Annotated in this window: 29 protein-coding genes; 14 read left to right on the plus strand and 15 right to left on the minus strand. The window is 62.8% G+C overall.

What is annotated here, in order from left to right; genetic code table 11:
* From DBIPINDM_RS38055 to DBIPINDM_RS38075, 5 genes are read left to right on the plus strand one after another with little or no spacing between them, the layout of a single operon-like run.
* A complete protein-coding gene (locus DBIPINDM_RS38055) occupies positions 1-1,386 on the plus strand; it encodes an aspartate aminotransferase family protein (protein WP_258584098.1) in 1,386 nt (461 codons plus the stop codon).
* 4 nt (positions 1,387-1,390) lie between these two features.
* A complete protein-coding gene (locus tag DBIPINDM_RS38060) occupies positions 1,391-2,320 on the plus strand; it encodes a 3-keto-5-aminohexanoate cleavage protein (RefSeq protein WP_258584100.1) in 930 nt (309 codons plus the stop codon).
* Between the two features lie 19 nt (positions 2,321-2,339).
* Positions 2,340-2,831, plus strand: a complete 492-nt coding sequence (locus DBIPINDM_RS38065; protein ID WP_258584101.1) for a DUF523 domain-containing protein — start codon at positions 2,340-2,342, stop codon at positions 2,829-2,831.
* A 3-nt stretch (positions 2,832-2,834) separates the two neighbouring features.
* The gene (locus DBIPINDM_RS38070; protein WP_258584102.1) at positions 2,835-3,362 is read left to right on the plus strand and encodes a GNAT family N-acetyltransferase; all 528 of its coding nucleotides are present in this window, start codon (positions 2,835-2,837) and stop codon (positions 3,360-3,362) included.
* On the plus strand, positions 3,359-4,387 hold the full coding sequence (locus DBIPINDM_RS38075; RefSeq protein WP_258584103.1) for a histone deacetylase family protein: 1,029 nt from the start codon (positions 3,359-3,361) through the stop codon (positions 4,385-4,387). Before DBIPINDM_RS38070 ends, DBIPINDM_RS38075 begins: the two co-directional genes overlap by 4 nt.
* Positions 4,388-4,402: 15 nt before the next feature.
* On the opposite strand, the gene DBIPINDM_RS38080 is transcribed toward DBIPINDM_RS38075, so the two are convergent.
* From DBIPINDM_RS38080 to DBIPINDM_RS38090, 3 genes are all read right to left on the minus strand, one after another.
* Positions 4,403-5,671, minus strand: a complete 1,269-nt coding sequence (locus DBIPINDM_RS38080; RefSeq protein WP_258584104.1) for a cysteine desulfurase-like protein — start codon at positions 5,669-5,671, stop codon at positions 4,403-4,405.
* A gap of 47 nt (positions 5,672-5,718) precedes the next feature.
* Entirely contained in the window at positions 5,719-6,786 is a 1,068-nt protein-coding gene (locus DBIPINDM_RS38085; protein WP_258584106.1) for an aldo/keto reductase, read from the minus strand.
* 115 nt (positions 6,787-6,901) lie between these two features.
* Positions 6,902-7,363 (minus strand): hypothetical protein, encoded by a 462-nt coding sequence (locus DBIPINDM_RS38090; protein WP_258589440.1) that lies wholly within the window; start codon positions 7,361-7,363, stop codon positions 6,902-6,904.
* Positions 7,364-7,749: 386 nt separating this feature from the next.
* Between DBIPINDM_RS38090 and DBIPINDM_RS38095 the strand changes: the two genes are divergently transcribed.
* A complete protein-coding gene (locus DBIPINDM_RS38095; protein WP_081294723.1) occupies positions 7,750-7,914 on the plus strand; it encodes a hypothetical protein in 165 nt (54 codons plus the stop codon).
* Positions 7,915-7,964: 50 nt separating this feature from the next.
* Here DBIPINDM_RS38095 and DBIPINDM_RS38100 read toward each other — a convergent pair whose 3' ends face one another.
* Positions 7,965-8,471, minus strand: coding sequence for a DUF1993 domain-containing protein (locus tag DBIPINDM_RS38100; RefSeq protein WP_258584108.1), 507 nt, complete (start codon positions 8,469-8,471; stop codon positions 7,965-7,967).
* A 142-nt stretch (positions 8,472-8,613) separates the two neighbouring features.
* On the opposite strand from DBIPINDM_RS38100, the gene DBIPINDM_RS38105 reads away from it, so the two are divergent.
* Positions 8,614-9,666 (plus strand): DUF1176 domain-containing protein, encoded by a 1,053-nt coding sequence (locus DBIPINDM_RS38105; protein ID WP_258584109.1) that lies wholly within the window; start codon positions 8,614-8,616, stop codon positions 9,664-9,666.
* Positions 9,667-9,694: 28 nt separating this feature from the next.
* On the opposite strand, the gene DBIPINDM_RS38110 is transcribed toward DBIPINDM_RS38105, so the two are convergent.
* The 7 genes from DBIPINDM_RS38110 to DBIPINDM_RS38140 are packed head-to-tail and all read right to left on the minus strand — an operon-like array spanning position 9,695 to position 16,037.
* The gene (locus DBIPINDM_RS38110; RefSeq protein WP_258584111.1) at positions 9,695-10,594 is read right to left on the minus strand and encodes an alpha/beta hydrolase family protein; all 900 of its coding nucleotides are present in this window, start codon (positions 10,592-10,594) and stop codon (positions 9,695-9,697) included.
* A gap of 32 nt (positions 10,595-10,626) precedes the next feature.
* On the minus strand, positions 10,627-12,237 hold the full coding sequence (locus DBIPINDM_RS38115) for a molybdopterin-binding/glycosyltransferase family 2 protein (protein ID WP_258584112.1): 1,611 nt from the start codon (positions 12,235-12,237) through the stop codon (positions 10,627-10,629).
* Positions 12,234-12,938 (minus strand): XdhC family protein, encoded by a 705-nt coding sequence (locus DBIPINDM_RS38120; protein WP_258584113.1) that lies wholly within the window; start codon positions 12,936-12,938, stop codon positions 12,234-12,236. The genes DBIPINDM_RS38115 and DBIPINDM_RS38120 overlap by 4 nt, the downstream gene beginning before the upstream one ends.
* Before the next feature lie 6 nt (positions 12,939-12,944).
* Complete coding sequence (locus DBIPINDM_RS38125; RefSeq protein WP_027045528.1) at positions 12,945-13,283, minus strand: XdhC family protein; 339 nt, start codon at positions 13,281-13,283, stop codon at positions 12,945-12,947.
* Between the two features lie 45 nt (positions 13,284-13,328).
* Positions 13,329-14,579 (minus strand): vWA domain-containing protein, encoded by a 1,251-nt coding sequence (locus tag DBIPINDM_RS38130; RefSeq protein ID WP_258584114.1) that lies wholly within the window; start codon positions 14,577-14,579, stop codon positions 13,329-13,331.
* Between the two features lie 4 nt (positions 14,580-14,583).
* Entirely contained in the window at positions 14,584-15,513 is a 930-nt protein-coding gene (locus DBIPINDM_RS38135; protein WP_258584115.1) for an AAA family ATPase, read from the minus strand.
* Positions 15,510-16,037 carry a flavin reductase gene (locus DBIPINDM_RS38140; protein ID WP_258584116.1) on the minus strand — a complete coding sequence of 176 codons (528 nt, stop codon included), beginning with the start codon at positions 16,035-16,037 and terminating at the stop codon, positions 15,510-15,512. Before DBIPINDM_RS38140 ends, DBIPINDM_RS38135 begins: the two co-directional genes overlap by 4 nt.
* 181 nt (positions 16,038-16,218) lie before the next feature.
* Here DBIPINDM_RS38140 and DBIPINDM_RS38145 point away from each other — a divergent pair, with 181 nt between their 5' ends.
* Together DBIPINDM_RS38145 and DBIPINDM_RS38150 are read left to right on the plus strand one after the other, a co-directional pair.
* Positions 16,219-17,292 carry a branched-chain amino acid ABC transporter substrate-binding protein gene (locus DBIPINDM_RS38145; protein WP_258584117.1) on the plus strand — a complete coding sequence of 358 codons (1,074 nt, stop codon included), beginning with the start codon at positions 16,219-16,221 and terminating at the stop codon, positions 17,290-17,292.
* Entirely contained in the window at positions 17,292-18,314 is a 1,023-nt protein-coding gene (locus DBIPINDM_RS38150; RefSeq protein ID WP_258584118.1) for a P1 family peptidase, read from the plus strand. Before DBIPINDM_RS38145 ends, DBIPINDM_RS38150 begins: the two co-directional genes overlap by 1 nt.
* 12 nt (positions 18,315-18,326) lie before the next feature.
* On the opposite strand, the gene DBIPINDM_RS38155 is transcribed toward DBIPINDM_RS38150, so the two are convergent.
* Positions 18,327-18,581, minus strand: a complete 255-nt coding sequence (locus DBIPINDM_RS38155) for a DUF2171 domain-containing protein (RefSeq protein ID WP_096445325.1) — start codon at positions 18,579-18,581, stop codon at positions 18,327-18,329.
* A gap of 132 nt (positions 18,582-18,713) precedes the next feature.
* Between DBIPINDM_RS38155 and DBIPINDM_RS38160 the strand changes: the two genes are divergently transcribed.
* From DBIPINDM_RS38160 to DBIPINDM_RS38175, 4 genes are all read left to right on the plus strand, one after another.
* The gene (locus tag DBIPINDM_RS38160; protein WP_258584128.1) at positions 18,714-19,439 is read left to right on the plus strand and encodes a DUF2259 domain-containing protein; all 726 of its coding nucleotides are present in this window, start codon (positions 18,714-18,716) and stop codon (positions 19,437-19,439) included.
* Complete coding sequence (locus DBIPINDM_RS38165; protein WP_258584130.1) at positions 19,436-19,960, plus strand: hypothetical protein; 525 nt, start codon at positions 19,436-19,438, stop codon at positions 19,958-19,960. The genes DBIPINDM_RS38160 and DBIPINDM_RS38165 overlap by 4 nt, the downstream gene beginning before the upstream one ends.
* A 157-nt stretch (positions 19,961-20,117) precedes the next feature.
* Positions 20,118-21,419, plus strand: a complete 1,302-nt coding sequence (gene purB, locus DBIPINDM_RS38170; RefSeq protein ID WP_258584134.1) for an adenylosuccinate lyase — start codon at positions 20,118-20,120, stop codon at positions 21,417-21,419.
* Positions 21,420-21,789: 370 nt separating this feature from the next.
* Positions 21,790-22,161, plus strand: a complete 372-nt coding sequence (locus DBIPINDM_RS38175; RefSeq protein ID WP_258584136.1) for a hypothetical protein — start codon at positions 21,790-21,792, stop codon at positions 22,159-22,161.
* Positions 22,162-22,176: 15 nt separating this feature from the next.
* On the opposite strand, the gene DBIPINDM_RS38180 is transcribed toward DBIPINDM_RS38175, so the two are convergent.
* A complete protein-coding gene (locus DBIPINDM_RS38180) occupies positions 22,177-22,989 on the minus strand; it encodes a VOC family protein (protein ID WP_258584138.1) in 813 nt (270 codons plus the stop codon).
* Positions 22,990-23,234: 245 nt separating this feature from the next.
* Here DBIPINDM_RS38180 and DBIPINDM_RS38185 point away from each other — a divergent pair, with 245 nt between their 5' ends.
* Positions 23,235-23,789 carry an RBBP9/YdeN family alpha/beta hydrolase gene (locus tag DBIPINDM_RS38185; protein WP_258584140.1) on the plus strand — a complete coding sequence of 185 codons (555 nt, stop codon included), beginning with the start codon at positions 23,235-23,237 and terminating at the stop codon, positions 23,787-23,789.
* Positions 23,790-23,807: 18 nt separating this feature from the next.
* Here DBIPINDM_RS38185 and DBIPINDM_RS38190 read toward each other — a convergent pair whose 3' ends face one another.
* Together DBIPINDM_RS38190 and DBIPINDM_RS38195 are read right to left on the minus strand one after the other, a co-directional pair.
* Positions 23,808-24,581 carry an HpcH/HpaI aldolase family protein gene (locus DBIPINDM_RS38190; RefSeq protein ID WP_258584142.1) on the minus strand — a complete coding sequence of 258 codons (774 nt, stop codon included), beginning with the start codon at positions 24,579-24,581 and terminating at the stop codon, positions 23,808-23,810.
* Positions 24,582-24,689: 108 nt separating this feature from the next.
* A complete protein-coding gene (locus tag DBIPINDM_RS38195) occupies positions 24,690-25,010 on the minus strand; it encodes a DUF1476 domain-containing protein (RefSeq protein ID WP_010909104.1) in 321 nt (106 codons plus the stop codon).
* Between the last annotated feature and the right edge of the window lie 134 nt (positions 25,011-25,144).

The following is a 25,144-nucleotide window of genomic DNA, read 5'->3' on the forward strand; positions in this document are numbered from 1 at the left end:
ATGTCGAAAGTCCAGCCTGCCGCTCAAGATGTCGACGCCCGGCGCCAATCGCATCTGTTCTACCTCTCCAGCCTGCGCCGGCCGCTGATCGACCGCGCCGAAGGCATCTATATGTGGACGCAGGACGGCCGCCGCTTCATCGATGGCTCGAGCGGGCCGATGGTGGCCAATATCGGCCATTCCAACCGCAATGTGCTCGACGCCATGAAACGGCAGATGGACCGCGCCACCTTTGCCTATCGGCTGCATTTCGAGAACGAGCCGGCCGAGGAACTGGCGCGTGAACTGGCCGGCAAGCTGCCGGACGGCATGGACCGCATCTTCTTCGTCTCGGGCGGCTCCGAAGCGACGGAATCCTGCATCAAGCTGGCGCGGCAATGGGCGGTCGCCACCGGCCAGGCCAGCCGCTGGAAGGTGATCACCCGCTTCCCCTCCTATCATGGCGGCACGCTGGGTTCGCTGTCGGTCACCGGCGACGACGCGCTGGCCGAAACCTTCGAGCCGATGATGCGGGTGATGCCGACCGTGCCGGCGCCGACCGCCTGGCGCGACCGCGACAATCTTTCGCTGGAACAGCGCGGCGTCCGCTATGCCGACATGCTGGAGGAGAAGATCCTCGCCGAAGGTCCCGAAAGCGTCGTCGCCTTCATCATGGAGCCGATCGGCGGCGCTGCCACGGCCGCTCTTGTGGCACCGGACAGCTATTATGCGCGCATCCGCGAGATCTGCGATCGCTACGGCATCCTGCTCATCCATGACGAAGTGATGAGCGGCGCCGGCCGCACCGGCAAATTCCTCGGCGGCGACCACTGGAACTGCAAGCCCGACATCGTCGCGCTGTCGAAGGGGCTGGGCTCGGGCTATGCGCCGCTCGGCGCACTGGCCGCCCCGATGCGGCTGGTGCAGCCGCTGCTTGCTTCCGGCGGCTTCCAGCATGGCCACACCTATGCCGGCAATCCGCTGGCGTGTGCTGCCGGGCTCGCCGTGCTTGGCGAAATGGACAGGCTCGACCTGATCGCCAATGCCGCCGCCATGGGCGATGTGCTGATGGACGGGCTGAAGGGACTGGCGAGGCGCTTTCCCTTCATCGCCGACGTGCGCGGCAAGGGTCTGCTCACCGGTGCCGAAATGGTTGCCGATCCGGAGACGCTACGACCGATTGACCAGAGCAAGAAGGCCACGCAGCGGCTGCTCGACCTCGCCTATGATCGCGGGCTGATCATCTATGGCCGCCGGGTCAAGGGTGGTGTCGATGGCGACAATTTCATGGTCGCGCCACCGATGATCGTCACCAGCGAACAGGTCGGCGAGATCGTCTCCATCATTGGCGACTCGCTGGAGGCTCTGGCCGCCGAGCTCGACCTGCCGGTCGAAGGCCGGGGCTAGAAGAATGGCGCCGCGAAAAGTCATCATCACCTGCGCCGTCACCGGCTCGGTGCACACGCCTTCAATGTCGCCCTATCTGCCGGTGACGCCGGACCAGATCGCGGCGGATGCGATCGCGGCGTCGGAAGCCGGTGCCTCGATCCTGCATCTGCACGCCCGCGATCCCAAAGATGGCCGCCCAACCGCAGATCCGGACGTGTTCATGCAGTTCCTGCCGCGCATCAAGCAGGCGACCGATGCGGTGATCAACATCACCACCGGCGGTTCTTCGCTGATGACGCTGGACCAGCGGCTGGCAGCACCACTGCGCGCCGAGCCCGAAATGTGCTCGCTCAACATGGGCTCGATGAATTTCGCGCTGTTCCCGATGCTCGACAAGCCAAGGGAATGGCAGCACGAATGGGAGCCAAAGCTGCTCGAAGCCACACGCGACACCATCTTCAAGAACACCTTCGCCGACATGGAGGGCGTGCTGGAAAGGCTGGGTAAGGGCTGCGGCACGCGCTTCGAATTCGAATGCTACGATGTCGGCCATCTCTATTCGCTGGCGCATTTCCGTGACCGCGGCCTGGTGTCGGGGCCGCTGTTCATCCAGTTCGTGCTCGGCATTCTGGGCGGCATCGGCGCCGATCCGGACAATCTCATCCATATGAAACGCATCGCCGACAAACTGTTCGGCGACAGCTACCAGTTCTCGGTGCTGGCCGCCGGCCGCCAGCAGATGCCGCTGATCTCGATCGCCGCGGCGATGGGCGGCAATGTCCGTGTCGGGCTGGAAGACAGTCTCTATGACGGCCGCCAGCTGGCGAAATCCAATGCCGATCAGGTGCGCCGCATCCGTGGCATTCTCGATGGGCTGTCGCTGGAAGTTGCCACGCCGGCCGAAGCGCGTGAGATGCTGGCTCTGAAAGGCGGCGATCGGGTAGCTTTCTAGAAGCAAGGGAGGAGCTGATATGGAAAGGGTTCTCGTCTCCGCCTGCCTGCTCGGCAGCCACGTCCGTTATAACGGCTCCTACCGGCTCAACAACCATCCGGTCCTGATGCGCTGGCAGGAGGAAGGGCGGGTCGTGCAAATCTGCCCAGAGGTTGCCGCAGGTTTCTCAACGCCACGTCCTCCGGCGGAAATTCGCGGTGCAGCCGACGCTGTGCTTCACGGCCAGGGTCGAGTGGTCGAGCAGACGGGAAATGATGTGACCGCACTTTATCTCGAAGCCGGGCAGCTTGCGCTCGAACTCGCCCGAGAAACAGGATGTCGCTACGCGGTTCTTACCGACGGCAGCCCGTCTTGCGGCAGCAGTTTCGTCTTTGACGGCAATTTTTCAGGCAAGCACGTAGCCGGTCGCGGCACGACCACCGCTCTCCTGGAAGCCAATGGCATTCGCGTCTTTTCGGAAGACAATATCGGCGACCTTGACGATCTCCTGAACAAGCGCGGCTCAGCCTGATCCATGGCAGACAAGATCCAGACCGCGAGCCGCGATACCGTCATCCGCCACGGCACCGTCGATGATGTCGAAACCATCCACGCCGCACTCTTGCGCCTCGGCACCCATATCGGCGCGCATCAGGAGATCACGTCCACATCAGATGATCTCCGCACCTACGGCTTCGGCGAAAAGCCCGCCTTCTCGACGCTGATTGCCGAGGTGGGCGGCCAATTCGCCGGCCTGTGCCTGCATTTCCCGATCTTCTCGACCTGGATGGGGCGGCCTGGCGTCTATGTGCAGGACCTCTATGTCGAGGATAGGTTTCGCGGCCGCAAGATCGGCGAGCGGTTGCTGCGGCGCGTTGCTGCTGAATGCCGCAAGGACGGTGGCGTCTATCTCAGACTTTCGGTCGACACCGACAATGAGGGCGCCAAGGCCTTCTATGAAAGGCTGGGCATTGCCTGGTCGAGTTACGAACAGACGCAGAAAATCCTCGGCGAGGCCTTTTTTGCCTTCGCCGACGCGCCGGAAAATGGGGAGCGGGAATGAAAGCCTTTTATGCCGAGGAGCAGAAGCGACACGACCCCAAGGCCTTCCTTTCCAGCGGTGCCGCGCAGCCCAATCCGGAAAAACCGGAGCGTGTCGAGAGATTGTTAGCCGGCGCAAAATCTGCCGGCTGCACGATCGAGCGGCCACGCAATCACGGCCTCGGTCCGGTTTCGGCGGTGCACACGCCCGAATATCTCGACTTCCTCGAACATATTTTCGAACGCTGGCAGCGCATCGAAGGCGCCTCGGCCGAAGTGATCCCCAACATCCATCCGATCGCTCGCAGCGGCTCCTATCCCGCCTCCGCCGTCGGACAGGCCGGCTACCATATGGCCGATACCGCCTGCCCGATCTCGGGCGAAACCTGGCAGAGCGCGCTGTGGAGCGCCTGGAGCGCGGTCGAGGCGGCGGAAACAGTGATGGCCGGAGCATCGGCCGCCTACGCACTGTGCCGTCCGCCCGGTCACCACGCCTTTGCCGATGTCGCCGGCGGCTTCTGTTTCATCAACAATTCGGCCGTTGCGGCACAAGTGCTGCGCAAACAGGTGGCGCGCGTGGCGATCCTTGATTTAGACCTGCATCACGGCAATGGCACGCAAGGCATTTTCTATGCCCGGCCCGATGTGCTCACCGTCTCGCTGCATGCCGATCCGGTGCGCTTCTATCCGTTCTTCTGGGGTCACGCCGACGAACGTGGCGAAGGCCCGGGCCTCGGCTATAATTTCAACCTGCCCTTGCCGCGCAAATCCGCCGACGCGGCGTTTCTGGAGGCACTCGAGGTGGCGTTCCAGCGTATCCGCGCCTTTTCACCGGAAGCGCTGGTGATCGCGCTCGGTCTTGACGCCTTTGAGGGCGATCCGTTCGGCGGGCTTTCGGTGACGACGCCGGGATTCTCGCGCATCGGCGAGGCCATCGCCAAGCTCGGCCTGCCGACGGTCATCGTCCAGGAAGGCGGCTATCTCTGCGACGAACTCGGCGACAATCTTACCGCCTTCCTCACCGGCTTTGGCGGCAAGGCACGATAAGAATCCAGGATTGCGTCAGGATCGCTGCTGCCTGAGCATGGCGATCACCCGGTGCACGCTCTCCAGCGTCTCATCGATTTCGCCCGCCGTGTTGTAATGCGCGATGCCGATGCGCACGACGCCCTGTTCGGCCGGAATGCCGAGCTGGTGGACGATCTCCCAGGCGTAGTTGTGACCGGACCACAGGAAGATGTTTTCGGCGTTCATCTGCCGAACGATTGTTTCGGGCACGATGCCGTCGACGGTGAACGAGACCGTCGGCACGCGATCACCGAGCCGTTTCGGATCGGTGATGCCATGGATGGTCAGGCCTGAAATGTCGGACAGGCCGTCGATCAGCCTTTGCGCCAACGGGTTTTCATAGGCGATGGCGACTTCGAACGCCTTGGCGATCTTCTGCCTTCTTGAAGCACCCTCGCCCGCTGCCGCACCCAGTTCGGCAAAGTACTCGACCGCCGCCGTGAGGCCGGCCATCAGCTCGATCTGCGGCGTGCCAAGCTCGAACCGCTCTGGCAGGCCATTGGACGAACAGCGGCATTTGTAGGGCTTCAGGCCATCGATGATTTCACGCCGTCCCAACAATATGCCCATATGCGGGCCGAAGAATTTGTAGGCCGAGCAGATCAGGAAATCGCAGCCGAGGTCTTGCACGTCGATCAGGCCATGCGGCGCGAACTGCACGGCGTCGACATAGACCAGCGCGCCAGCCTGTTTTGCGATGGCAGTCAGGGACTTAACCCGGTTGATCGAGCCGGTCAGGTTCGAGGCATAATTCAATGCGACCAGCCGTACCTTGTCGGATAGCAGCCCGGCCAGCGTCGCTTCCTCGACCTGCCAGCTCCTTTCGTCGAACGGCAGCCAGCGCACGACGAGACCAAGGTCCTCGGCCAGTTGCAGCCAGGGCGAGACATTGCCCTCGTGATCCATGCGGGTGAGGATGATCTCGTCACCAGGCTTCAGCGTGCGGCCAAGCGTGCGCGACATGTGATAGGTCAGCGTCGTCATGTTGGCGCCGATGATGATTTCCTCAGGGCTCGCCGCCCCAAGAAAATCGGCCATCGCCTGATGCGCCTCGTCGACGACAGCTTGAGCCGCGATCGTCGTTTCGAAATAGCCGCCGAGATTGGCATTGGTCGTCAGCAGGCAGCGCGACACCGCATCGGCGACAGCCTGCGGCACCTGCGTGCCGGCAGGGTTGTCGAGATAGATGCGGCGGCGCCCCTTGTCGGTCAGGGAAAGCGCTGGAAATTTTCCACGCACGGCCTCGATCGGAAAGTCCACCATCGTCTCCACCCCTCTGTTATTGCTTGATAATTCTATCGCCGAGCAGTTCAAGGGCAGGGATTGCCGACCCGCTGGTGGATCGCGTCCACCGCCTTCTGCATCTCTTCCGTCCAGACGACATCCGCCGAAGACAATGCCATTTCGAGCTGCGGAATGGTCGTCGCGCCGACAATGTTCGACGTGACAAAAGGCCTGCTCGACACATAGGCGTTGGCAAACAGCGCCGGCTCCATGCCGAAGGAGCGCGCCAGCTCATTGTATTCGAGCAGCACTTCGGCTGCATTCGGCGTCTCGTAACGCTGGCCACGATTGAACAGTTGCGAGCGCGAGCCGTGCGGGCGCGCGCCATGGTCGTATTTGCCGGTCAAGTAGCCTTGCGCCAGTGGCGAATAGGGCAGCAGCGACACCTGTTCGCGCTCGCAGACCTCGGCAAGGTTCACCTCGAAGGTGCGGTTGACGAGATTGTAGGCATTCTGGATCGAGGTGAGTCGCGGGCCAACGCCCTTGTCCGCCGCGGCAAGGAACCGCATGACACCCCAGGAACTCTCGTTCGACAGGCCGAAATGGCGGATCTTTCCTGCCTTCACCAGTTCATCGAAGACGCCAAGCGTCTCGGCGATCGGCGTTTCGTTGGCCGGCGCGCCGTCGGCATCGGCGCGCCGCCCCACTGCCCCGACACGCGTCGGATTGGCGCCCCAGGGGATGTCCCGCTCCGGCCAGTGGATTTGATAAAGGTCGAGATAGTCCGTGCCGAGCTTGGCCAGTGACTTGTCGACGGCGTCAAAGATATCGGCGCGCACCAATTGCGACGGCCTGTCGCCGCGAAACCAATCGCTGGCCGTGCGGCCGACGACCTTGGAGGCAAGGATCACCTTGTCGCGGTTGCCCTTGGCCTTCATCCAGCTGCCGATGATCTTCTCGGTTCGCCCCTGTGTCTCCGCCTTGGGCGGGATCGGATAGAGCTCGGCGGTGTCGATGAAATTGACGCCACGCGAAAAAGCCAGGTCCATCTGTGCGTGGCCTTCGGCCTCGGTGTTCTGCTGGCCCCAGGTCATGGAGCCCAGGCAGATCTGGGTGACAAGAAGATCGGTCCGACCGAGACGGCGTTTGTGCATGGAATTCTGCTCCGGAGGGAAAGCGTGCGCAGGGAGGAGGCCGCATCTATAGGGAAAGCGGAGGCGCTCTCCAAGCCTCGCCATGCCGACTTTTGCGTGAGCCAGCAGTGTTCAGCTAGCGGCGGGCACCGGTCACCGCGCGGCGCTTGGCCTCGTCGATCAGCATGTTGGCGACCTGCATGCGGATCATGGCGCGCTGGCGCAGGTGCGGGGCGACGCGATCGGGATGGTTGGTGAAAGCAAAGCTGCGGCGCATGCGGCCGAAATCGGCGGCGCTCTTGGGCTGGTTCAATCCCAGTTCGGCCGCGATCGATTCCGGATCGATCGGCGGCAGTCTTTCCTCGGGCTTCGGGTCCTCGGCAGCGAGGGCCAGCTTGGCGTGTTCGAGCAAGGCGGCGAATTCGCTCGCCAGATCAGCACCGGCCTCGCGATACTCGGCGGCCGATACCTTGATGCGGCCGGAATGGAGTTCATCGGCGACCGACAAATAGTCGAAAGGAATGGACGGACGCGCGCCGGCCTCGTCGCCCTCGATGCCGTCGCCCTTGTCGGAGGCAACGAAGAGGTCGTCGAGCAGCGAAGCGAAATCACGCTTGGCGCTGGTAGCGATGTCAGCCTCCCCCTTGCCTGACTGTCAGGTTTCCAGACCATAGAACCGGCTCGTTAAAAATACATACCATTGATCTTAACGAATTTAGTTTTCGAAGGGTCGTGACCGGCGCCTCAGACAAAAAGCCGGACTGCACTTTCATGCAGCCCGGAAATTCGCCAGGAGTGGCGAGGAAAAACTGGCCATGTGCCAGCGTCGAAGCCTACGGTTCGTGCGGCGCAGAAGTTTCAGTGGGCCGCAAAGAAATTTTATGAAAATCATCCGGACATAGCAGGCATGCAAATGCTGCACTGCACAATTGTCACGATTCCCCTATATTGGCTGGCGTGGAGGACCAACCAGGAGCCTGAATCATGGGTTTCTTCACGGAAATGTTCGCCCGGCCGCGCCCGCAGGAACATCTGAGATATCGCGCAGCACTGGCGCTGCTTCATTCGATGAGCAATGCCGACCGCGCCGATATCGGCATCAAGCCCGCCGATTTTCCGCGCATCGCCCGCGAAATGTCCATCCGCTAAGCAGCTAGCGAGATGTCCCGGACCAATCCGGGACATCTCAAAGCCTAGTGTCAACGCGATCCGAGGAATGTCGCCTTGCCCAGCGGCACGCCATTGTGGCGAAGGATGTCGTAAGCGGTGGTCAGGTGGAAATAGAAATTGGGCATGGCCACATGCAGCAGATACTGCATGCCGCCCAACGTCGTTTCGCGGCCACCAAGCTTCAACTCGATCACCTTGTCGTCGGAACCGTCGATATCGGCTGGCGAAAAAGTCGCCAGAAGCGCGAGCGTCTTGGCTATCCGCGCCTCGAGATCGGCAAAGCTCGCCTCATTGTCCTCGTATTTCGGTACCTCGCGGCCGGCGAGCCGCGACGGCGCGCCCTTGGCATGGTCGGTGGCGATCTGCACCTGCCTGGTCAAGGCGAACATGTCGGGTGCAAGCCGCGCCGTCAAAAACACCTGCGGGTCGATCTTGCGGTCAAGCGCATTCTGTTCGGCAGCCGCCAGCACACTGGAAAGTGCTTTCAGCCTGGCTGAAAACACGGGCACGGATGCCTCATACATCGATATGGTCACGTCAAATCTCCCTGTCCGGCCTGAACGGCGGCGCAGGGGACCTAGCGCCTGCGCGCACGATTCTTCAAGCGCCGTGGGCTCCGCGTCACCACGCCGCCGCAATCGCTGTGGTAGAATTTCCGTTATCGAGCGGAGATTCCCGATGAGACGCGTCCTTCTCGCAGCGACTGCCCTTCTCTCCCTTGCCATATCCGGCCAAGCGGCGTTGGCCGCCGACGACGCGCCCGAAGCGCCCTATGTCGACGACCGGTCTAGCGCCGAGGCGGTCATCCGCTCGCTCTACAGCGCCATCAACCGGCACGAATTCGCCCGGGCCTGGGGTTATTACGGCGATGCAAAGCCGGCTAAGGATTTCGACAGTTTCGTCAAGGGCTATGACGGTACCGACAAGGTGGAAGTCGCGACCGGTGCCATTTCAGACGAAGGTGCCGCCGGCAGCATCTTCTACAACGTCCCGGTCGCCATCCGTGCCACCGACAAGAGCGGCGGCGAGAAGGTCTTTGCCGGCTGCTATACGCTGCGCCAGGTGAATGCCCAAATCCAGGCCGTGCCACCCTTCGATCCGATCCACATTGAAAAGGGCGCGCTGAAACCCTCACCCGCCAACTTCGAGGAAGCGCTGCCGCCAAGCTGCGGCGAAGGCCCGCCGCGGCCGAAGAAGGATACGGCACTTGAGCAGGCCAAGAAGGCATTTCTGGCGACCTATGGCAACCAGTGCGACAAGCAGTTCCTGGGTGATGAGCCGGAGATTTTCTCAATCAAGTACAAGGACAAGGATGCAAAGCCCGGCGACCCCGACAAGGAAACACGGCTGTTCCATTTCTCCTGTTCGGCCGCGGCCTACAATGAAAGTTCGGTGTACTACATGACCGACGAGTTGTCGGCTGTGCAGCAATTGCAGTTCGCCGAACCCAAGATGGACATCCGTTACGAGAACAATGACAGCGATGGCAAATTGCTGGGCATGAGCATCGTCGGCTTCGAGACGACCGGTTGGGCGGTCAATTCCAACTATGATCCGGACACCCACACCATCACCACCTTCAACAAGTGGCGTGGCGTCGGCGATGCCTCCGACTCGGGAACCTATCTGTTCCGCAACGGCGATTTCTCGCTGGTCCAGTACGATGTCGATGCGTCTTATGACGGCGAGGAAAACCCGCAGACGGTCGTCGACTATAACACCGCGCCTTGAACGCTAAGGGACTTCCCGGCAGCGTCGATCAAGGCGCCTTCGACAGCATCCAGTTCAGCGTGCCGCGCCAGTCGACCATGCGGATCGGCGTGCCGTGCGTGCCTGTCTCGAAGCGGACGAAGCGGGTCGGATAGGGATAGGCTTTCGACCTGGCGATGATGGAGCGGAAGAAGGCTTCCTGGTTCGCCACGGGAAAGACCACGTCATGGCTGCCCTGGCCGAAGAAGACCGGGACATGACGCCTGAAGGCGGGACTTGCGAGAAAACTGTCGTCCCACAGCGATCCGAGCAGCAACAGCCCGTTGATGCGCCGGCCGGTATCGTTGCGAGCAGCAAGCTTCCAGCACAGCGCACCACCCATCGAGCCGCAGGCGACGAAGATCTTCGCGCCCGGCGACTGTTCGGCATAGTGGTCAATCAGGGCCGCGACCTGTGCGGCGCCCTTGTCGCCAAAATCGGGGAAATCCGGCGAGAGATAGAGCCCGCCATTGCCGGCCATCAAATTCTTGATGCGGTTGAAATTGCCACCGAAAGTGAAATCGTCGACGCCCTGCTTGCGGCTGCCGCCCTGCCCGTGCAGGTAAAGCACAATGACGGCGGCACCTTCCGTCTTGCCGACCGCGACGTGCCTGACATCGCCGGCGTCGGTCTTCAGCATCAGGTCCTGCTGCACTTTGCGCACACCGGTGTCGGTGTATTGCGCATGCACGCGCTTTTCCGGCACCTCGTCGCGCTGGTTGATGTCGCGCATTTCGCGATAGTCGATGACCGTATAGGCGCCGTTGCTGTCGGACGAGAGCGCGGGCGGGTAGGCGAAGAGATCGTCCTTGAAGGGTTTTAGTTCGAGCGCGTTGGCGTGGCCGGCGACGCAAACAAAAAATGCCGCGGCCAGGAAGGCGTTGAGTGGAGCAAGGAAACGAAAAGCCATGGCCCACGCATGCGTAATTCAGCCTGGGTTTGTCAATCCTGCAGCACGCCGCCGGCGCCTTCGAGCGCCTCGCGGGTGTCGACATCGACAGACGCGCCCTCGCCGATCTCGACATCGATGACGTCGAGCCCTTCGGCCTCGACCAAGTGGCGGGCGCCGGTATCGCCTTCGAGATGAGCGATGGCCGGAAACAGCGAGCGCGGCAAAAGCACCGGGTTGCCGCGTTTGCCCTGATGCGAGGCGCGGACCACCGAATTGCCTCCGGCCTTGCGGAAGGCATCGATCAGCCGGTCGAGATCGTCTGACACAACGCCAGGCATGTCTCCCAGAACAATCATCACGCCGGCGGTGTCTTCGGGCAGATAGGCAATACCGGCCTTCAGCGAGGTGGACAGGCCATCGGCGAAATCCGGATTGTCGGCGAAGGTGACGTCGAGGCCCGACAAAGCTGCGCGCACCCGCTCGCGCTGATGACCGGTGACGACGACCGTGCCCGAAGCCTTCGATCCGAGCGCGCGCTCGGCGGTGCGGCGCACCAGCGGCTTGCCGTCGAACAGCGCCATGAGCTTGTTCGGTCCGCCCATGCGGCTTGACCGGCCAGCCGCCAGAAGCACGATGGCGACCTTGAGCCGGCTCTTGGCCGGCAGTGGTTCGCGCGGCTGCGGCCGTGTCGGGATTTCCATCAACAGCCCGCCAACGCCCATGCCGGCGATATCCTTCGCGGTAACGTCGAGCCCGGCGATCAACCGGTCAAGCACCCAGTCGAAGCCGTTTTCCTTGGGGCTGCGGGCGCAGCCGGGCGCACCGATGACCCGCTTGCCACCTAGTGTACCCAGCACCAGCAGATTGCCGGGATCGACCGGCATGCCGGCGCGGATGACAGTCCCGCCTGCCATTTCGATCGCCGCCGGAACGACATCGGCGAAATCGCTCATCGCCGAGGCGCCGAAGATCACCACCATGTCGTTGTCGCGCGCCAGCGAGGCGGCGGCCTCCGCCACGGGTGCGATCTCGTGCGGCGTGCGACGCTCCGCCGTCAACCTGCCACCCGAGCGCGCCAGCCGCGCTTCGGTGACGCGCAATGTCTTGTCGAGCACACTGGGCTTGATGCCCGGCAGAACCGTCTGGATGACACCGACGCGCACCGGTTGATAGGCGTTGACGGCAAAGATCTCGCCGCCGGCACAGATTTTCGTAACAGTGTCGACCAAGCTGGAGGCGACCGCGAAGGGGATGATCTTCACCGTCGCCACCATCTGACCCTTTTCGACCGGCGCATGCTGCGCCAGCGTGGCGATGGTGATGGCCGGATCGACGGCGTTGATGGCATCGATGACAGCAGCATCGACCGTGAAGATGCCTGATGCCTTGGCGTGGAGATTGACCCGACCGGTCGCGGCAGGCCTGGCCTCGATACCGTTGAAAGTCATGCTTTCGGCAATTCTTTGCGCCGCGGCGTCCTCGCCGAGATCGCCCGAGGAAAGCACGGCGGCAACGACCTGCAAGACGCCTGCCCGCTTGAGTATGGAGACGTCTTCGGCGCTCAGCCTGTGCGCCTTGCGAAAGCGCTTTTCGCCGGCAGCGGTGGCATGCGCCAACACCGCGCCTTCGGCCTCGTCAATCGCAATCGGACCGAATTTCACGCCACTGCGCCTTTGGCATCGAGGCCGCGCGAGCGGAAGGCATAGATGGTCTGCGCGAGAACGGCGACAGCGATCTCGGCCGGGCTGGCGGCACCGATGTCGAGCCCGATCGGCGCATGGATACGGGCGATCTGGTCGGCACTGGCGCCCAGCGCCAGCAAGCGCTCTACACGCTTGGCGTGCGTCTTGCGGCTGCCAAGCGCGCCGACATAGAAGCAATTGGCGTCGAGCGCCGCCTTTAGCGCGAAATCGTCGATCTTCGGGTCATGGGTGACGGCGGCAAGCGCGGTGTAGCTGTCGAGCGGCTGGCGTTTCAGCACATCTTCCGGCCACTCGGCATGCAAGGCGACATCGGGAAAGCGGTCCGGCGTGGCGAAGGCGGTGCGCGGATCGATGATCTCCAGGGGGTAGCCGGCGATCCTGGCCATTGGCGCCAGTGCCTGGCTGATATGGACGGCGCCGATCACCACGAGCCGCGGCTGCGGCAGATGCGCGTTGAGAAAAAAGGTCCGGCCCTCGGCTTCGACCGAGCCGGAATTGCCCGATCGAAACGCCTTGGCGATCGCGGCTCCGAGATCGCCGGCGACCTGGTCGCCCTCGCGCACAATGCGGTCGCGCCCATCACCGAGATCGGTGACGAGGATCGCCGCGCGGCGGGCGCGGCGCTCGGCATTCAAAGTTTTTAGGGCGTATGGGTCCATCTGAGATCAGCCCAACCGCTCGACATACACCTTGATGCGGCCGCCACAGGACAGGCCGACCTGCCAGGCGGTCTCATCGGCGACGCCGAATTCGAGCATTTTGGCTTTCCCTGAGTCGATCACGTCGATTGCCTCGCTCACCACCGCCCCCTCGACGCAACCGCCCGAGACCGAGCCATGGAAATTGCCTTCGGCGTCGATGACCAGATGGCTGCCGACCGGCCTCGGCGCCGAACCCCAGGTCTCGACCACAGTGGCAATGGCGACATCCTTGCCGTCCTTCATCCAGCCTTCCGCGATAATCAGCGGGTCGCGGGCCTCATCGAGATAGATGCTGTCGTCCATGATCGCTTCTCTCAGAGTCTGTTTTTCCGGTGGATAAACATATGGCTATGCGGCGTGCTTCGCGCCAGCTTCCATCCATCGCCGCGGATCGACGGATTGTGCTGACTTCTTGTCGAGCGAGGCGCAAAGGTCGGCGAGCGCATCGAGATTGTGGACCGAACGGAATTCGTCGACATGCGGCAGCATCGCCTTGACGCCGCGGGCGCGCGCCTGGAAACCGTCAAAGCGCAGCAACGGATTGAGCCAGATCAGCCGCCGGCAGGATTTGTGCAGGCGCTCCATTTCCTCGGACAGGCCGGCGACATCGTCACGCTCCAGCCCGTCAGTGATCAGAAGCACGACCGCGCCCTGCCCCAGCACGCGCCGCGACCATACCAGGTTGAACTCGGCCAGCGTGTCGCCGATGCGCGTGCCACCCGACCAGTCCTTGACCGCCGCCGAACAGTCGGCAAGTGCCGCATCGGGATCGCGGTGGCGCATTTGCCGGGTCAGGTTGGTCAGCCGCGTGCCGAAGACGAAGGTGTGCACGCGGCGGCGCTTTTCCGTCAGCGCATGCAGGAAATGCAGGAAGATGCGCGTGTACTGGCTCATCGAACCGGAAATGTCGGCCAGCACCACCAGCGGCGGGTGGACTTCGCGGGCCGAGCGGAATTTCGGCAGGATCAATTCGCCGCCGGTGCGCGCGGCCGAGCGCATCATGGCGCGCGGGTCGATGCGGCGGCCATGCGCGTCGGCCTTGAAACGCCTGGTCCGCACCATATCGAAAGGCAATCGCAGCTCGGCGATGGCCTTCTTGGCATCGGCCATCTCGGCGGCGTTCATCTGGGCAAAATCCTTGCCGCGCAACACCTCGTTGCCGGAAAAGGTGAAGCGGGCATCGACCTCGATCTCGGGGATCTCCTGCGGCGGCTGGTTCTTCTGGTGGCCTTCGAACATCGCCTGGCTGACGCGGTTCTCGGCCGCGCGCGGCTTCTGCTTCTCCCTGGCGTCAGGCGCCACTGGCGAAAACATCGCCAGCAGCTTCTCGATCAGTTCGCGCGATTTCCAGAACAGCCGGAAGGCTTCGTCGAAGACCGGGTGATCCTCATGCCTGGACACCAGCACCGCATGCAGCGTCCAGTAGAAATCGTCGCGTGAGCCGATGCCGGCGGCCAGCACCGCCTCGATGGCATCCTTGACCGAGGCCGGCCCGACCCGCATGCCCGCCTTGCGCAAGGTGCGGGCGAAATAGACGATGTTGTCGGCGATGCGCCCGTCCGGCGTCGCCTCTCTGGGGTCGGGGCGGGACGCGTTCATCACGCTACTGCGCCGCCGCGAGCTCGGCCTTGACCTCGTCGAGGATGCGCCGGCCCTCGCCCGAACCGATGCGGGCAATATCGTCCTGGTATTTCAACAGCACGCCGATCGTGTCGGACACGGTTTCGGGATCGAGCGCCACCTTGTCGAGTTCGGTCAGCGCGCCGGCCCAGTCGATGGTCTCGGCAACGCCCGGCACCTTGAACAGCTCGATCTGGCGCAGCTTCTGGATGAAGGAGACCACCTCCGCCGAAAGCCGCTGGTTGGCCTGCGGCACCTTGCGGCGCACGATCTCCAGTTCGCGCTCGGCGTTGGGATAATCGACCCAGTGATAGAGGCAGCGCCGCTTCAACGCGTCGTGGATCTCGCGGGTGCGGTTGGTGGTGATGATGACGATCGGCGGCTCTTCCGCCCTGATGGTGCCGAGTTCGGGCACCGTCACCTGGAAGTCGGACAGGATTTCGAGCAGGAAGGCTTCGAAGGCTTCGTCGGTGCGGTCGAGTTCGTCGATCAGGAAGACCGGGGCCGCCCCCGTCTTGCCGGTCAGAGCATCGAGCACCGGGCGGCGGATCAGGTATTTTTCGGAGAAGACGTTGCGCTCCATGGCGGAGCGGTCGACCTTGCCGGCCGCCTCCTCCATGCGGATTTCGATCATCTGCGCGGCGTAATTCCACTCGTAGACGGCCGAGGAAACGTCGAGCCCCTCATAGCACTGCAGCCGGATCAGCCGGCGGCCAAGCGCCTCTGCCAACACCTTGGCGATCTCGGTCTTGCCAACGCCGGCCTCGCCCTCGAGGAACAAGGGCCGGTTCATGCGCAGCGACAGGAAAAGCACGGTCGCCAGCGACCGGTCCGCCACATAGTCCGCGCCGGTCAGGAGATCGAGCGTCTCGTCGATCGTCCGCGGCACGGGGCGCGGTTTCAGTTCGGTCATTCTTTCTCCGTGAACGCCGCCGCTCCGCTGTCCAGGACATGGTAACCGCGGGCGTGGTAGATCAGCGGCCGCAAATTATCGCCCATGCGCAGGCCTGTCACCTTGCCAAAAAGCACACGATGGGTGGCCAGGTCCTTGGTGTCGATCAATTCGCAGTCGAACACGGCGAGTGCGCCCTTCAGCGTCGGCGCACCGGTGGAAATCACATCCCACTCACCGAGTGCGAAACGCTCTTCAAGCGGCAGGCCGGTGATGCCGGAAAAGCCGATCGACAGCGGCTCCTGGTGCGAGGCCAGCGTGTTCAGGGCAAACCGGCCGTTTTGCACGAACAGCTCGTTCTTGGTATTTTCGCGATTGAGGCAGACCAGAATGGTCGGCGGTGTGTCCGACACCGAACAGGCGGCAATCACCGTCGTGCCGCGCTTCCCCGCCGGCCCGTCGGTGGTCACCACGTGGACGTGGCCGGCAAAATGGCTCATCGCGTCGCGATAGGCCTGCGGCCCAATATCGTTCTTCTTCAGCACCGGGAATATTCCATGGCCAGTATCGTCCTGACATATATGGCCAGACATGACATGCCACAAGCGAAGTGCTTGGCCCATATCCCTGAATTCGCGTGTTGCACCAAGGCCGGGCAGCCTTTAGGTCTTGGCGGGAATTGGCGCCTGCGCGATGTCGCGGGCTTGGGAGGAACTCTTCGGCAGGATGCGACCCGGGGCAACGATATCCGCCGCACTGGCCTGGCTGCTCCTGGCCGGTGCCGCCAGCGCCCAGACGCTCACGATCGGCGTCGCCGCACCGTTGTCGGGACCGTCGACCGTCCTCGGCAAGCAGATCGAGGCCGGGGCTAGGCTCGCGGCGCAAGCAAACGGCATAGAACTGAAGACCGAGGACGACGCCTGCACCGCCGATGGTGGTGCCGCCGCGGCCAGGGACTTCGCGGCGGCCAAGGTCAGTGTCGTCGTCGGCTTCCTCTGCACCGAGGCCATCGAGGCGGCGATGCCGATCCTCAAGGACGCCAACATCCCTGTCATCACCGTCGGGGTGCGCACCGAAAGCCTGACCGACCGCCGTGCCAAGACCGGTTGGCCGGTCTATCGCCTGGGGCCGCGCGGCGACGATGAGCGCAACGCCGTTGCCTCCACCCTCACCCGGCTGTGGCAGAACGAGCTGTTCGCCATCATAGACGATGGCACCATCTATGGCCGCGAGATGGCCGAGACCTTTCGCGCGGCGGCCGAGCAAGCGGCGCTGAAGCCGGTCTTCGTCGACACGTTCCGGCCGCAGCTCGACAACCAGATCGGCCTTGTCGGCCGGCTGAAGAAAGCCGGCGCCACGCATGTCTTTGCCGGCGGCGACGGCGACGACATCGCCATCATGGGCCGCGATGCCGGCCAGCTCGAAGCCGGCATCACCTTTGCCGGCGGCGAAAATCTGCGCACACCGCCCGGCGATGTACCCTATGTCACGGGCACGCTGATGATCGCACCGCCGGAATGGGTCGATGTCGCCGACCCAAAAGTGCTGGAAAGTTTCTCCACACAGAAAATCGTGCCTGACGGCTACACATTGCCTGCCTATGCGGCGGTCGAGATTGCCAAGGCAGCGTCGGCCTTGTCCGGAAGCTCAGGCAAGCCGCTGACTGAGGCGCTGATCGGTCATGATTTCATCACGGCGATCGGACCGATCCGCTTCGACGCCAAGGGCGACCTCAGCCAGAGCCCCTACCGCGTCTTCCGCTTCGACGGCACGCGCTTCGTGCCCTTGGAAAGCAACTGATGTTCCGCACCGGTCCGCGCAATCTGATCACCGACGTTGCCGGCCTGCACGTCGGCAATGCTTCCGACGCCAGGCTGAAGTCCGGCGTGACGACAGTGCTTTGCGACGAACCGGCTGTGGCCGGTGTCCAGATCCTCGGCGGCGCGCCGGGCACGCGCGAGACGGACCTGCTCGAACCGCACAATTCGATCGAGGCGATCCACGCCGTGGTGCTGTCGGGCGGTTCGGCTTTCGGCCTTGACGCTGCGTCCGGCGTGCAGGCGGCGCTGCGCGAACGCGGCATCGGCTTCGAAATGGGCGGCTTTCGCGTGCCGATCGTGCCGTCGGCGATCCTCTTCGACCTGCGCAATGGCGGCGACAAGGATTGGGGCCGCTATCCCCCCTACCGTGACCTCGGCTATGAGGCAGCGCAATCCGCCGCCACCGATTTCGAGCTCGGCACGGCCGGCGCCGGCACCGGTGCGCTCACCGCGGGGCTGAAGGGTGGCCTGGGCTCGGCCTCGACGCTTTTGGACAATGGCGTCACCATTGGTGCGCTGGCCGCCGTCAATCCGACCGGCTCGGTGACTGTCAGCCGCACCCACCATTTCTGGGCAGCACCATTCGAAATCGGCGACGAATTCGGCGGGCTCGGCTACCCCTGGCCAATGCCGGACGATGCCAAGAGCATCTTGCTGAAATACCGCGACAAGCAGGCAGGCAGGCAGATGGAGATCGGCGGCAACACCACCATCGCCGTCATTGCGACGGACGCGGTCCTCACCAAGGCCGCGGCAAAACGCCTGGCGATGTCGGCGCATGACGGCTTCGTGCGCGCCATCTGGCCGACGCACACGCCGGCCGACGGCGACCTAGTGTTCGCGCTAGCGACAGGAAAGAGCGGCATCCGGCTCGAAGCCGATGCGGCAATCGACCTCTATGCCGCGGCCGGCGCCACCATGGCGCGCGCCATCAGCCGCGGCGTGTTTGCCGCGACGCCAGCCGACAACGACCTGTTTCCCGTCTGGTCGTCGCGTCGCTAGCGGGTCGCCCTATCAGACCGGATCGGACTTTTCTTCCTCGAACGTCACCGCCACATCGGAATTCGCCGACAGCCACACCTTCTTGCCATCGACCTCGGCAACCAGGGCCAGAGGAATGTAGTGGTGATGGCCCTTGTGAGCGCCCTCGCCGCTGTCGGCCTTGGTCAGCTTGATGCGCTGGCCGTCGACCTTGTCGACAGTGCCGACATGCACGCCATCGGCGCCGACGACTTCCATATGCTCACGAATTTTGCTGGTGTCGGTCATGGTGGTTCTCCATTGGGACTGCCGACAATAACAAATGACGGGCCGATTGGATGCATCGGCTTTTGACCCGCACGACGTTTTGATTCGGCCGTGCTAGGGATTGAAACGATCACGGCTGCCGGAGTGAAAAAGATGCGAATGCTTTTCCTGTTTGCCGTTTCCCTGGCCGCGCAGTTTGCGACGTCGATCACTGCCCAGGCCGGCGATGTCGCCGAGCTTGAAATCCTTGGCTTCACCAAGGACGGCGGCGTGTTCGCCTTCGAGGAGTATGGCGTCCAGGACGGGTCGGGCTTTCCCTATGCCAACCGCTATTACATCGACACCAGCAATGACAGCTTCCTCAAGGGCACGCCGATCCGGGTCCGGCTTGACGACGAGAACGCCACGCTCGACGCGGCCCGCCTTCAGGCCCGGCAGAAAGGTGAGGCCATTGTCGGCCAGGCCGAGCTGAGCGCCAACCGCGGCATCACCGCCGGTTTCAACCCGGTGACCGAGCTTTCGGCCGATCCGCACCGCATGGTGGTCAATCCGCGCCCGATCTTCTCTCCCGTCGACCAACCGCTCGAGTTCCGGCTGGACGAGATCGGCATGAACAGCACCGAAGGCTGCGACAGCCAGGGCGAGATCAATGGCTTCCGGCTGCTGCGCATCGAAGCCCAGGATGGCGGCATCACCAAATTGCTGCACGAGGACAAAGCGATCCCCAAGAGCCGCGGCTGCCCGAACGGCTACCGCATCGGTGCGGTCCAGACATTCTCCATGGATAGCCTCAGCGCCTATGCGGTGCTGATCGCGGTGCGCCAATACGGCTTCGAGGGGCCGGACTTCCGCTGGATCGCCGTGACCGGCCGCCTGTGACACCCATTCTCCAACCCGCAAGGCGCAATCGTGCCCTTGGCCGCCTGTACAACGCGATACCGACGCCGCGCACGGCACTTTGCGGCGCCTTGCTATGGGCCGCCACGATGGGCGCCAGTGCGCTCGCCAACCTGTTGCTGGATAATTGGGTGACGCCGGACAAGATCCGCACCGTGTCGCTGCTGTTTGCGGGCGGCGGCGCCCTGGCCTTTCCGATTGGCCTGTTCGCGGCACGGCTGGTCTCGCTCGGAAGAGGCTGGGAGGTCGCTATCGCTTCGGCAATGGTGTGCCTTGCCGCCGCGACGATCGGGCTGACCGCCGGGCTCTATGCCTTGCAATACCGGTCCTACTATGCCGAATGGCATGCACCCGTCTTCACCCTCACCTGGGGGTTTCAGCTCGTTTTCACGATGGCGGTGGCGTCCTACCAGTTCGTGGTGCTGGGCATCCGGCTCTATTTTCCGCTTGGTTTCGTCGCCTTGTTTGCCGTGAGCCTCTGGTTTGCACAGCAGCGGCGTTGAGCATTTTGTCCGCCTCTGTTAGGACGCGGGCTAACCCAGAGCGGTTCAGCGTTTGGTAGAACCGCCGACCCGCTCTAACTCCTTCTTTTTCGCAATTCCGGACGGAAAACCGCTGCGCACTTTTCCTGGATTGCTCTAGATACATCAGGACTGACCGATGATCCCTCGCTATTCCCGGCCGGAAATGGTCGCCATCTGGTCGCCCGAAACCCGGTTTCGCATCTGGTTCGAAATCGAGGCCCATGCCTGCGACGCGCTGGCCGAGCTCGGCGTCATCCCGAAAGCGGCTGCGAAAACCATCTGGGAAAAGGGCAATGCGGCGAAATTCGACGTCGAGAAGATCGATGAGATCGAGCGCGTCACCAAGCATGACGTCATCGCCTTCCTCACCCATCTCGCCGAATTCGTCGGACCCGACGCGCGCTTCATCCACCAGGGCATGACCTCTTCGGATGTTCTCGACACCTGCTTTGCCGTCCAGCTCACGCGGGCCAGCGACATCCTGCTCGCGGACATTGACGGCCTGCTTGCCGCGCTCAAGCGACGCGCCTTCGAGCACAAGGACACCGTCACCATCGGCCGCAGCCACGGCATCCATGCCGAGCCGACAACCTTCGGCATCAAGCTGGCGCAGGCCTATGCCGAATTCTCGCGCTGCCGCGAGCGGCTGGTGCATGCGCGCGAGGACATCGCAACCTGCGCCATTTCCGGAGCGGTCGGCACCTTCGCCAACATCGAACCCTATGTCGAGGAGCATGTGGCGGCAAAACTCGGGTTGAAGCCCGAACCGGTTTCGACGCAGGTCATCCCGCGTGACCGCCACGCCATGTTCTTTGCCACGCTCGGCGTCATCGCCTCGTCGATGGAGCGGCTGGCGACCGAGATCCGACACCTGCAGCGCACCGAGGTGCTGGAAGCGGAAGAGTATTTTTCGCCCGGCCAGAAAGGCTCGTCGGCGATGCCGCACAAGCGCAATCCGGTGCTGACGGAAAACCTCACCGGCCTTGCCCGCATGGTGCGCTCCATGGCGCTGCCGGCGATGGAGGACGTGGCGCTTTGGCATGAGCGCGACATCTCGCACTCCTCGGTCGAGCGCATGATCGGCCCGGACGCCACGGTGACGCTCGATTTCGCGCTGTCGCGGCTGACCGGTGTCATCGACAGACTGGTCGTCTATCCCGAGAACATGCTGAAGAACATGAACAAGTTCAGGGGTCTCGTGCATTCACAGCGCGTGATGTTGGCGCTGACGCAGGCCGGCCTGTCGCGTGAAGACTCCTACCGGCTGGTGCAGCGCAACGCCATGAAGGTTTGGGAACAAGGTGCTGATTTTCTTGAGGAACTTTTGGCCGACAAGGAAGTGACGGCGGCATTGCCAGAGGCCGAGATCCGCGAGAAATTCGACCTGGGCTACCACACCAAACACGTCGACACGATTTTCAGGCGAGTGTTCGGCTAATTGCGATGGCATCGCGCTATACAGCCAACTTCGGCGTGGTCTCTCTGAGTACAAAAGAGCTTGGCTCCTTGAGCTCGGACGAACGAAATTTTTTGTTAGCCGCATCCTTTATATCTAACGATATCAGATTCTATTGGGCATTGATGGCGCGCTCGCCAATTGATGCCGGAGAAGTAGATCCAGACTTGGCTGCGATGCAATTCGTTCGTTGGCTGTGGGGCACTAGAAGCTTGCGAGCGTACTCTATGAAGCTATTGATACGCTGGATCATTTCTGCGGAAAGCTGACACTGGCGCGCGCTGAAGGGCCGGTAGTTGAGAAGCGACTGCGTATGAACAAATGCCTTCAGGTAGCGAAGGCGTACCGCCACATGTCGGCCCACCATTTCGCAAAAGACGGGCTTGATTTCGACTTATCGAATTTCGATAAGGATTCGCAACACAGACATTTCGCCCACCCTCAACAGGGAAACAGCATTAGCGAATTGGGAGAGCAAATATTCACACTGCCGAAGCGCTTGAGAATTGCTCCGGGTATTACACAGGAGCAATTTGATAAATGGTGCCAGGATTGCGCCAGCCAGGTGATGAAATTCTGCGACAAGGTAACCGCAGCAATTCTTCTCAATGCCTTCCCTGACAAGACATATACCGGCAAGTCCTTGTCAACGGCTACCGAGGCTGAAGGGCCAGAACATCGCTGGCCCCTATTTCTGGTTGTGCCTCCAAAATCAAAGGCCTAACCAATCTGCTGATGGTCACGCTTTTCCAGGAACAGTCCTGATCACCGTGCCCCACGGGTCCTCACGGGTCGTTTCGTTGCTCGCATTGTCCGAACGCATCTCGACCCAGGCAAGACCGGACCGGCTCGGGTCTCGGCGGCCAGCGCCGGAGCTCTGCCAGGCATTGGCGCCGATGTGGTGGTGGTAGCCACCGGACGACAGGAACACTGCCTGGCCACCATATCTGGCCACCGTGTCGAAGCCGAATTCCTGGTTCCACCAGGCCTCAGCCTCTTCCGGCCTGCCGACGCGCAAATGGACATGGCCGACAATGCTGTTTTCCGGCGCGCCTTGCCAGCCCGCATCACCCGCTGGCACTTCGCCGACGACGGCAGGAATGTTCAGCCGCTCGGTCGCCATGGCGATCTTGTCGCCATTCCATTTCCAGTCCTGCGGCCGGCGGTCGGCATAGATCTCGATGCCATTGCCTTCGGGGTCGGTCAGGTACAGCGCCTCGCTGACCAGATGGTCCGAAGCGCCCTCGATGGCGATCTTGTCTGATATGGCGTGGTTGATCCAGCGGCCGAGATCGGCGCGGCTGGGCAGCAGGAAAGCCGTGTGGAACAGGCCGGCGCTGCGCGGATCGTCCGGCTTGGCGGAGGTGTCCGGCTCGAGGACCAGCAGCGGACGGCTGCCGGCGCCGAGCGTGATCGCGCCGTCGGCACGGCTCAATTCCTGCAATCCGACGACTTTGCGATAATAGGCGGCAAGACTTTCGGCATCACGCGCCTTCAGGCCGACGCGGGCAACGCTCACCGGCGTGGTGGCGGCAAATGGCAGTTCGCTCATCATTGTCTCCGTTGCGGCAACGCTTGATGAAGCTCCCAAAGCCAGGAGCCCGGCGCCGCCAATCATTGTACGTCGTGTCAGCGCCAAAATCCCGGTCCTCCACGGCTGTTTCTCTCCTGAAGACAGATCGTCTATCGCGATCGTTCACACAAGACAGCGAAAAGCGAACATGGTGTTCACCATTGTGACCAGGAACGTGCCCATCGACAGTTGCATGAGGCAGTCGCGGTCGCTATCTCAGCGCCATGAAAGTCAAAGACGCAGATATCCTGATCGTTCCGGGCTACACCAATTCGGGGCCTGAGCATTGGCAGACCCGCTGGCAATCAAAACTGTCGACGGCGCGGCGCGTCGAGCAGACGGAGTGGTCGAAGCCGGTGCGCGAGGACTGGACGGCGAGCGTGGCCAAAGCGGTCAACGAGGCCGAGCGGCCCGTCGTCATCGTTGCGCATTCGCTTGGCGTCGCGGCGGCCGTGCAGGCCATCCCGCAATTCGTCAAGCCGGTCGCCGGCGCCTTCTTCGTGGCGCCGCCCGATGTCGCCAATCCCAAGATCAAGCCAAAGCACCTGATGACCTTCGGCCCCTATCGGCGCGAGCCCTTGCCTTTTCCGTCGGTCGTGATCGCGAGCCGCAACGACCCGTTCTGCGCCTTCGATGTCGCTGAGGACATTGCCGGCGCCTGGGGATCGCTGTTCATCGATGCCGGCGAGACCGGCCATCTCAACCAGGATTCAGGCTTCGGCCCCTGGCCCGAGGGGTCGATGACCTTCGCCAAATTCCTGACGGACCTGAAGGCGTAGTATCTCGGGTGCGCCGCTTCAGGCGCCGATCGAATCCTTGATGCCTTTCAGCAAGGTTTTTGCCCCCAGCGAAATCAGCGCGTGCTCGGACCCGGTGGCGAGCAGGCGATAGCCCATCGATACGACTCGGCCGGCAATTGCCGGTTCGACGACATAGATCGCCGCATGTTTTCCGGCCTTGCGGGTGCGCTCGGCGACCGATGCTATCGTCTCCATCATGCTTTCCAGCGTCGAATTGACGATCGTACCGTTGCTCCAGGCGATCGAGAAATCCGATGGGCCGAGGAAAATGCCGTCAATGCCCGGCGTGTCGAGAATGCCGTCGAGCGCGTCGAGTGCGGCGCGCGTCTCGACCATCGCAAAAGCCATCGTGCGCTGATTGGTGTCGCGCAGCCATTCGGTATAATCACCCTTGCCGTGGCGCGGAAAGGCATAGGTCGGCCCCCACGAGCGCTCGCCGAGCGGCGGATACTTCATCGCCGCGGCGAACAACTTTGCGTCGGCCACCGAGTTCACCATCGGCGCGATGACCGCCTCGGCGCCGAAATCGAGCGCCCGGCTTGCCATGTCGAAGCGGCCGACGGGGATGCGCACCAGTGCCGGCTTGTTGGCGGCAAGCACGGGCATGAGACCGCGTAGCACACTGTCCTCGTGATGGCCGCCATGCTGCATGTCGAGCGTGATGGCATCGAAGCCCTGTTTGGCGAGGATCTCGACGGTCAAGGCGTCCGGCACACCCGACCAGGCGGTGATCAGCGTTTCATCGGCGGCAAGGCGGGACTTAAGCGACATCTAATCTCTTTCCTCGTTAACGTCGGCAGTTTCAGCCGGAAACCGGGGCAAAGGCAAAGAAAAACCGCCCGGCTTGGCCGGGCGGTCGATTGGTCCAGCATGAACTGCTCAGGTGTTCTTGATCTGCTCGATCGCCTGCGCCATCAGCTCGTCCATGGTGCGGCGGATCTGATGGTCCGACTGCTCGACGCCGGCGGCATCGAAATCCTTGCGGATCTTGCGGAACACGTCGTGATCGCCGGCTTCCTCGATATCGGAAACAACGACTTCCTTGGCGTAGGCATCAGCGTCAGCGCCCGACTTTCCGAGCTTTTCGGCAGCCCACAGGCCGAGTGCCTTGTTGCGGCGCGCCGAGGCCTTGAACCGAAGCTCCTCGTCGAATGCAAATTTGCGCTCGAAGCCCTCTTCGCGGTCTTTCATGCTGCTCATGGCGTCCCTCCGGGTCAAATCCGATTCGTTGGCAAGTGATATGTGTGTTGCCAAAGCACAAACCAAAAGGTCGCGAGCCGGTCAATACGCTTCGTCATATGCTGCGCTGCGGCATTTCAGTCCCGAAAGCGGTT

The sequence above is a fragment of the Mesorhizobium sp. AR02 genome (assembly GCF_024746835.1).
Lineage (GTDB): Bacteria > Pseudomonadota > Alphaproteobacteria > Rhizobiales > Rhizobiaceae > Mesorhizobium.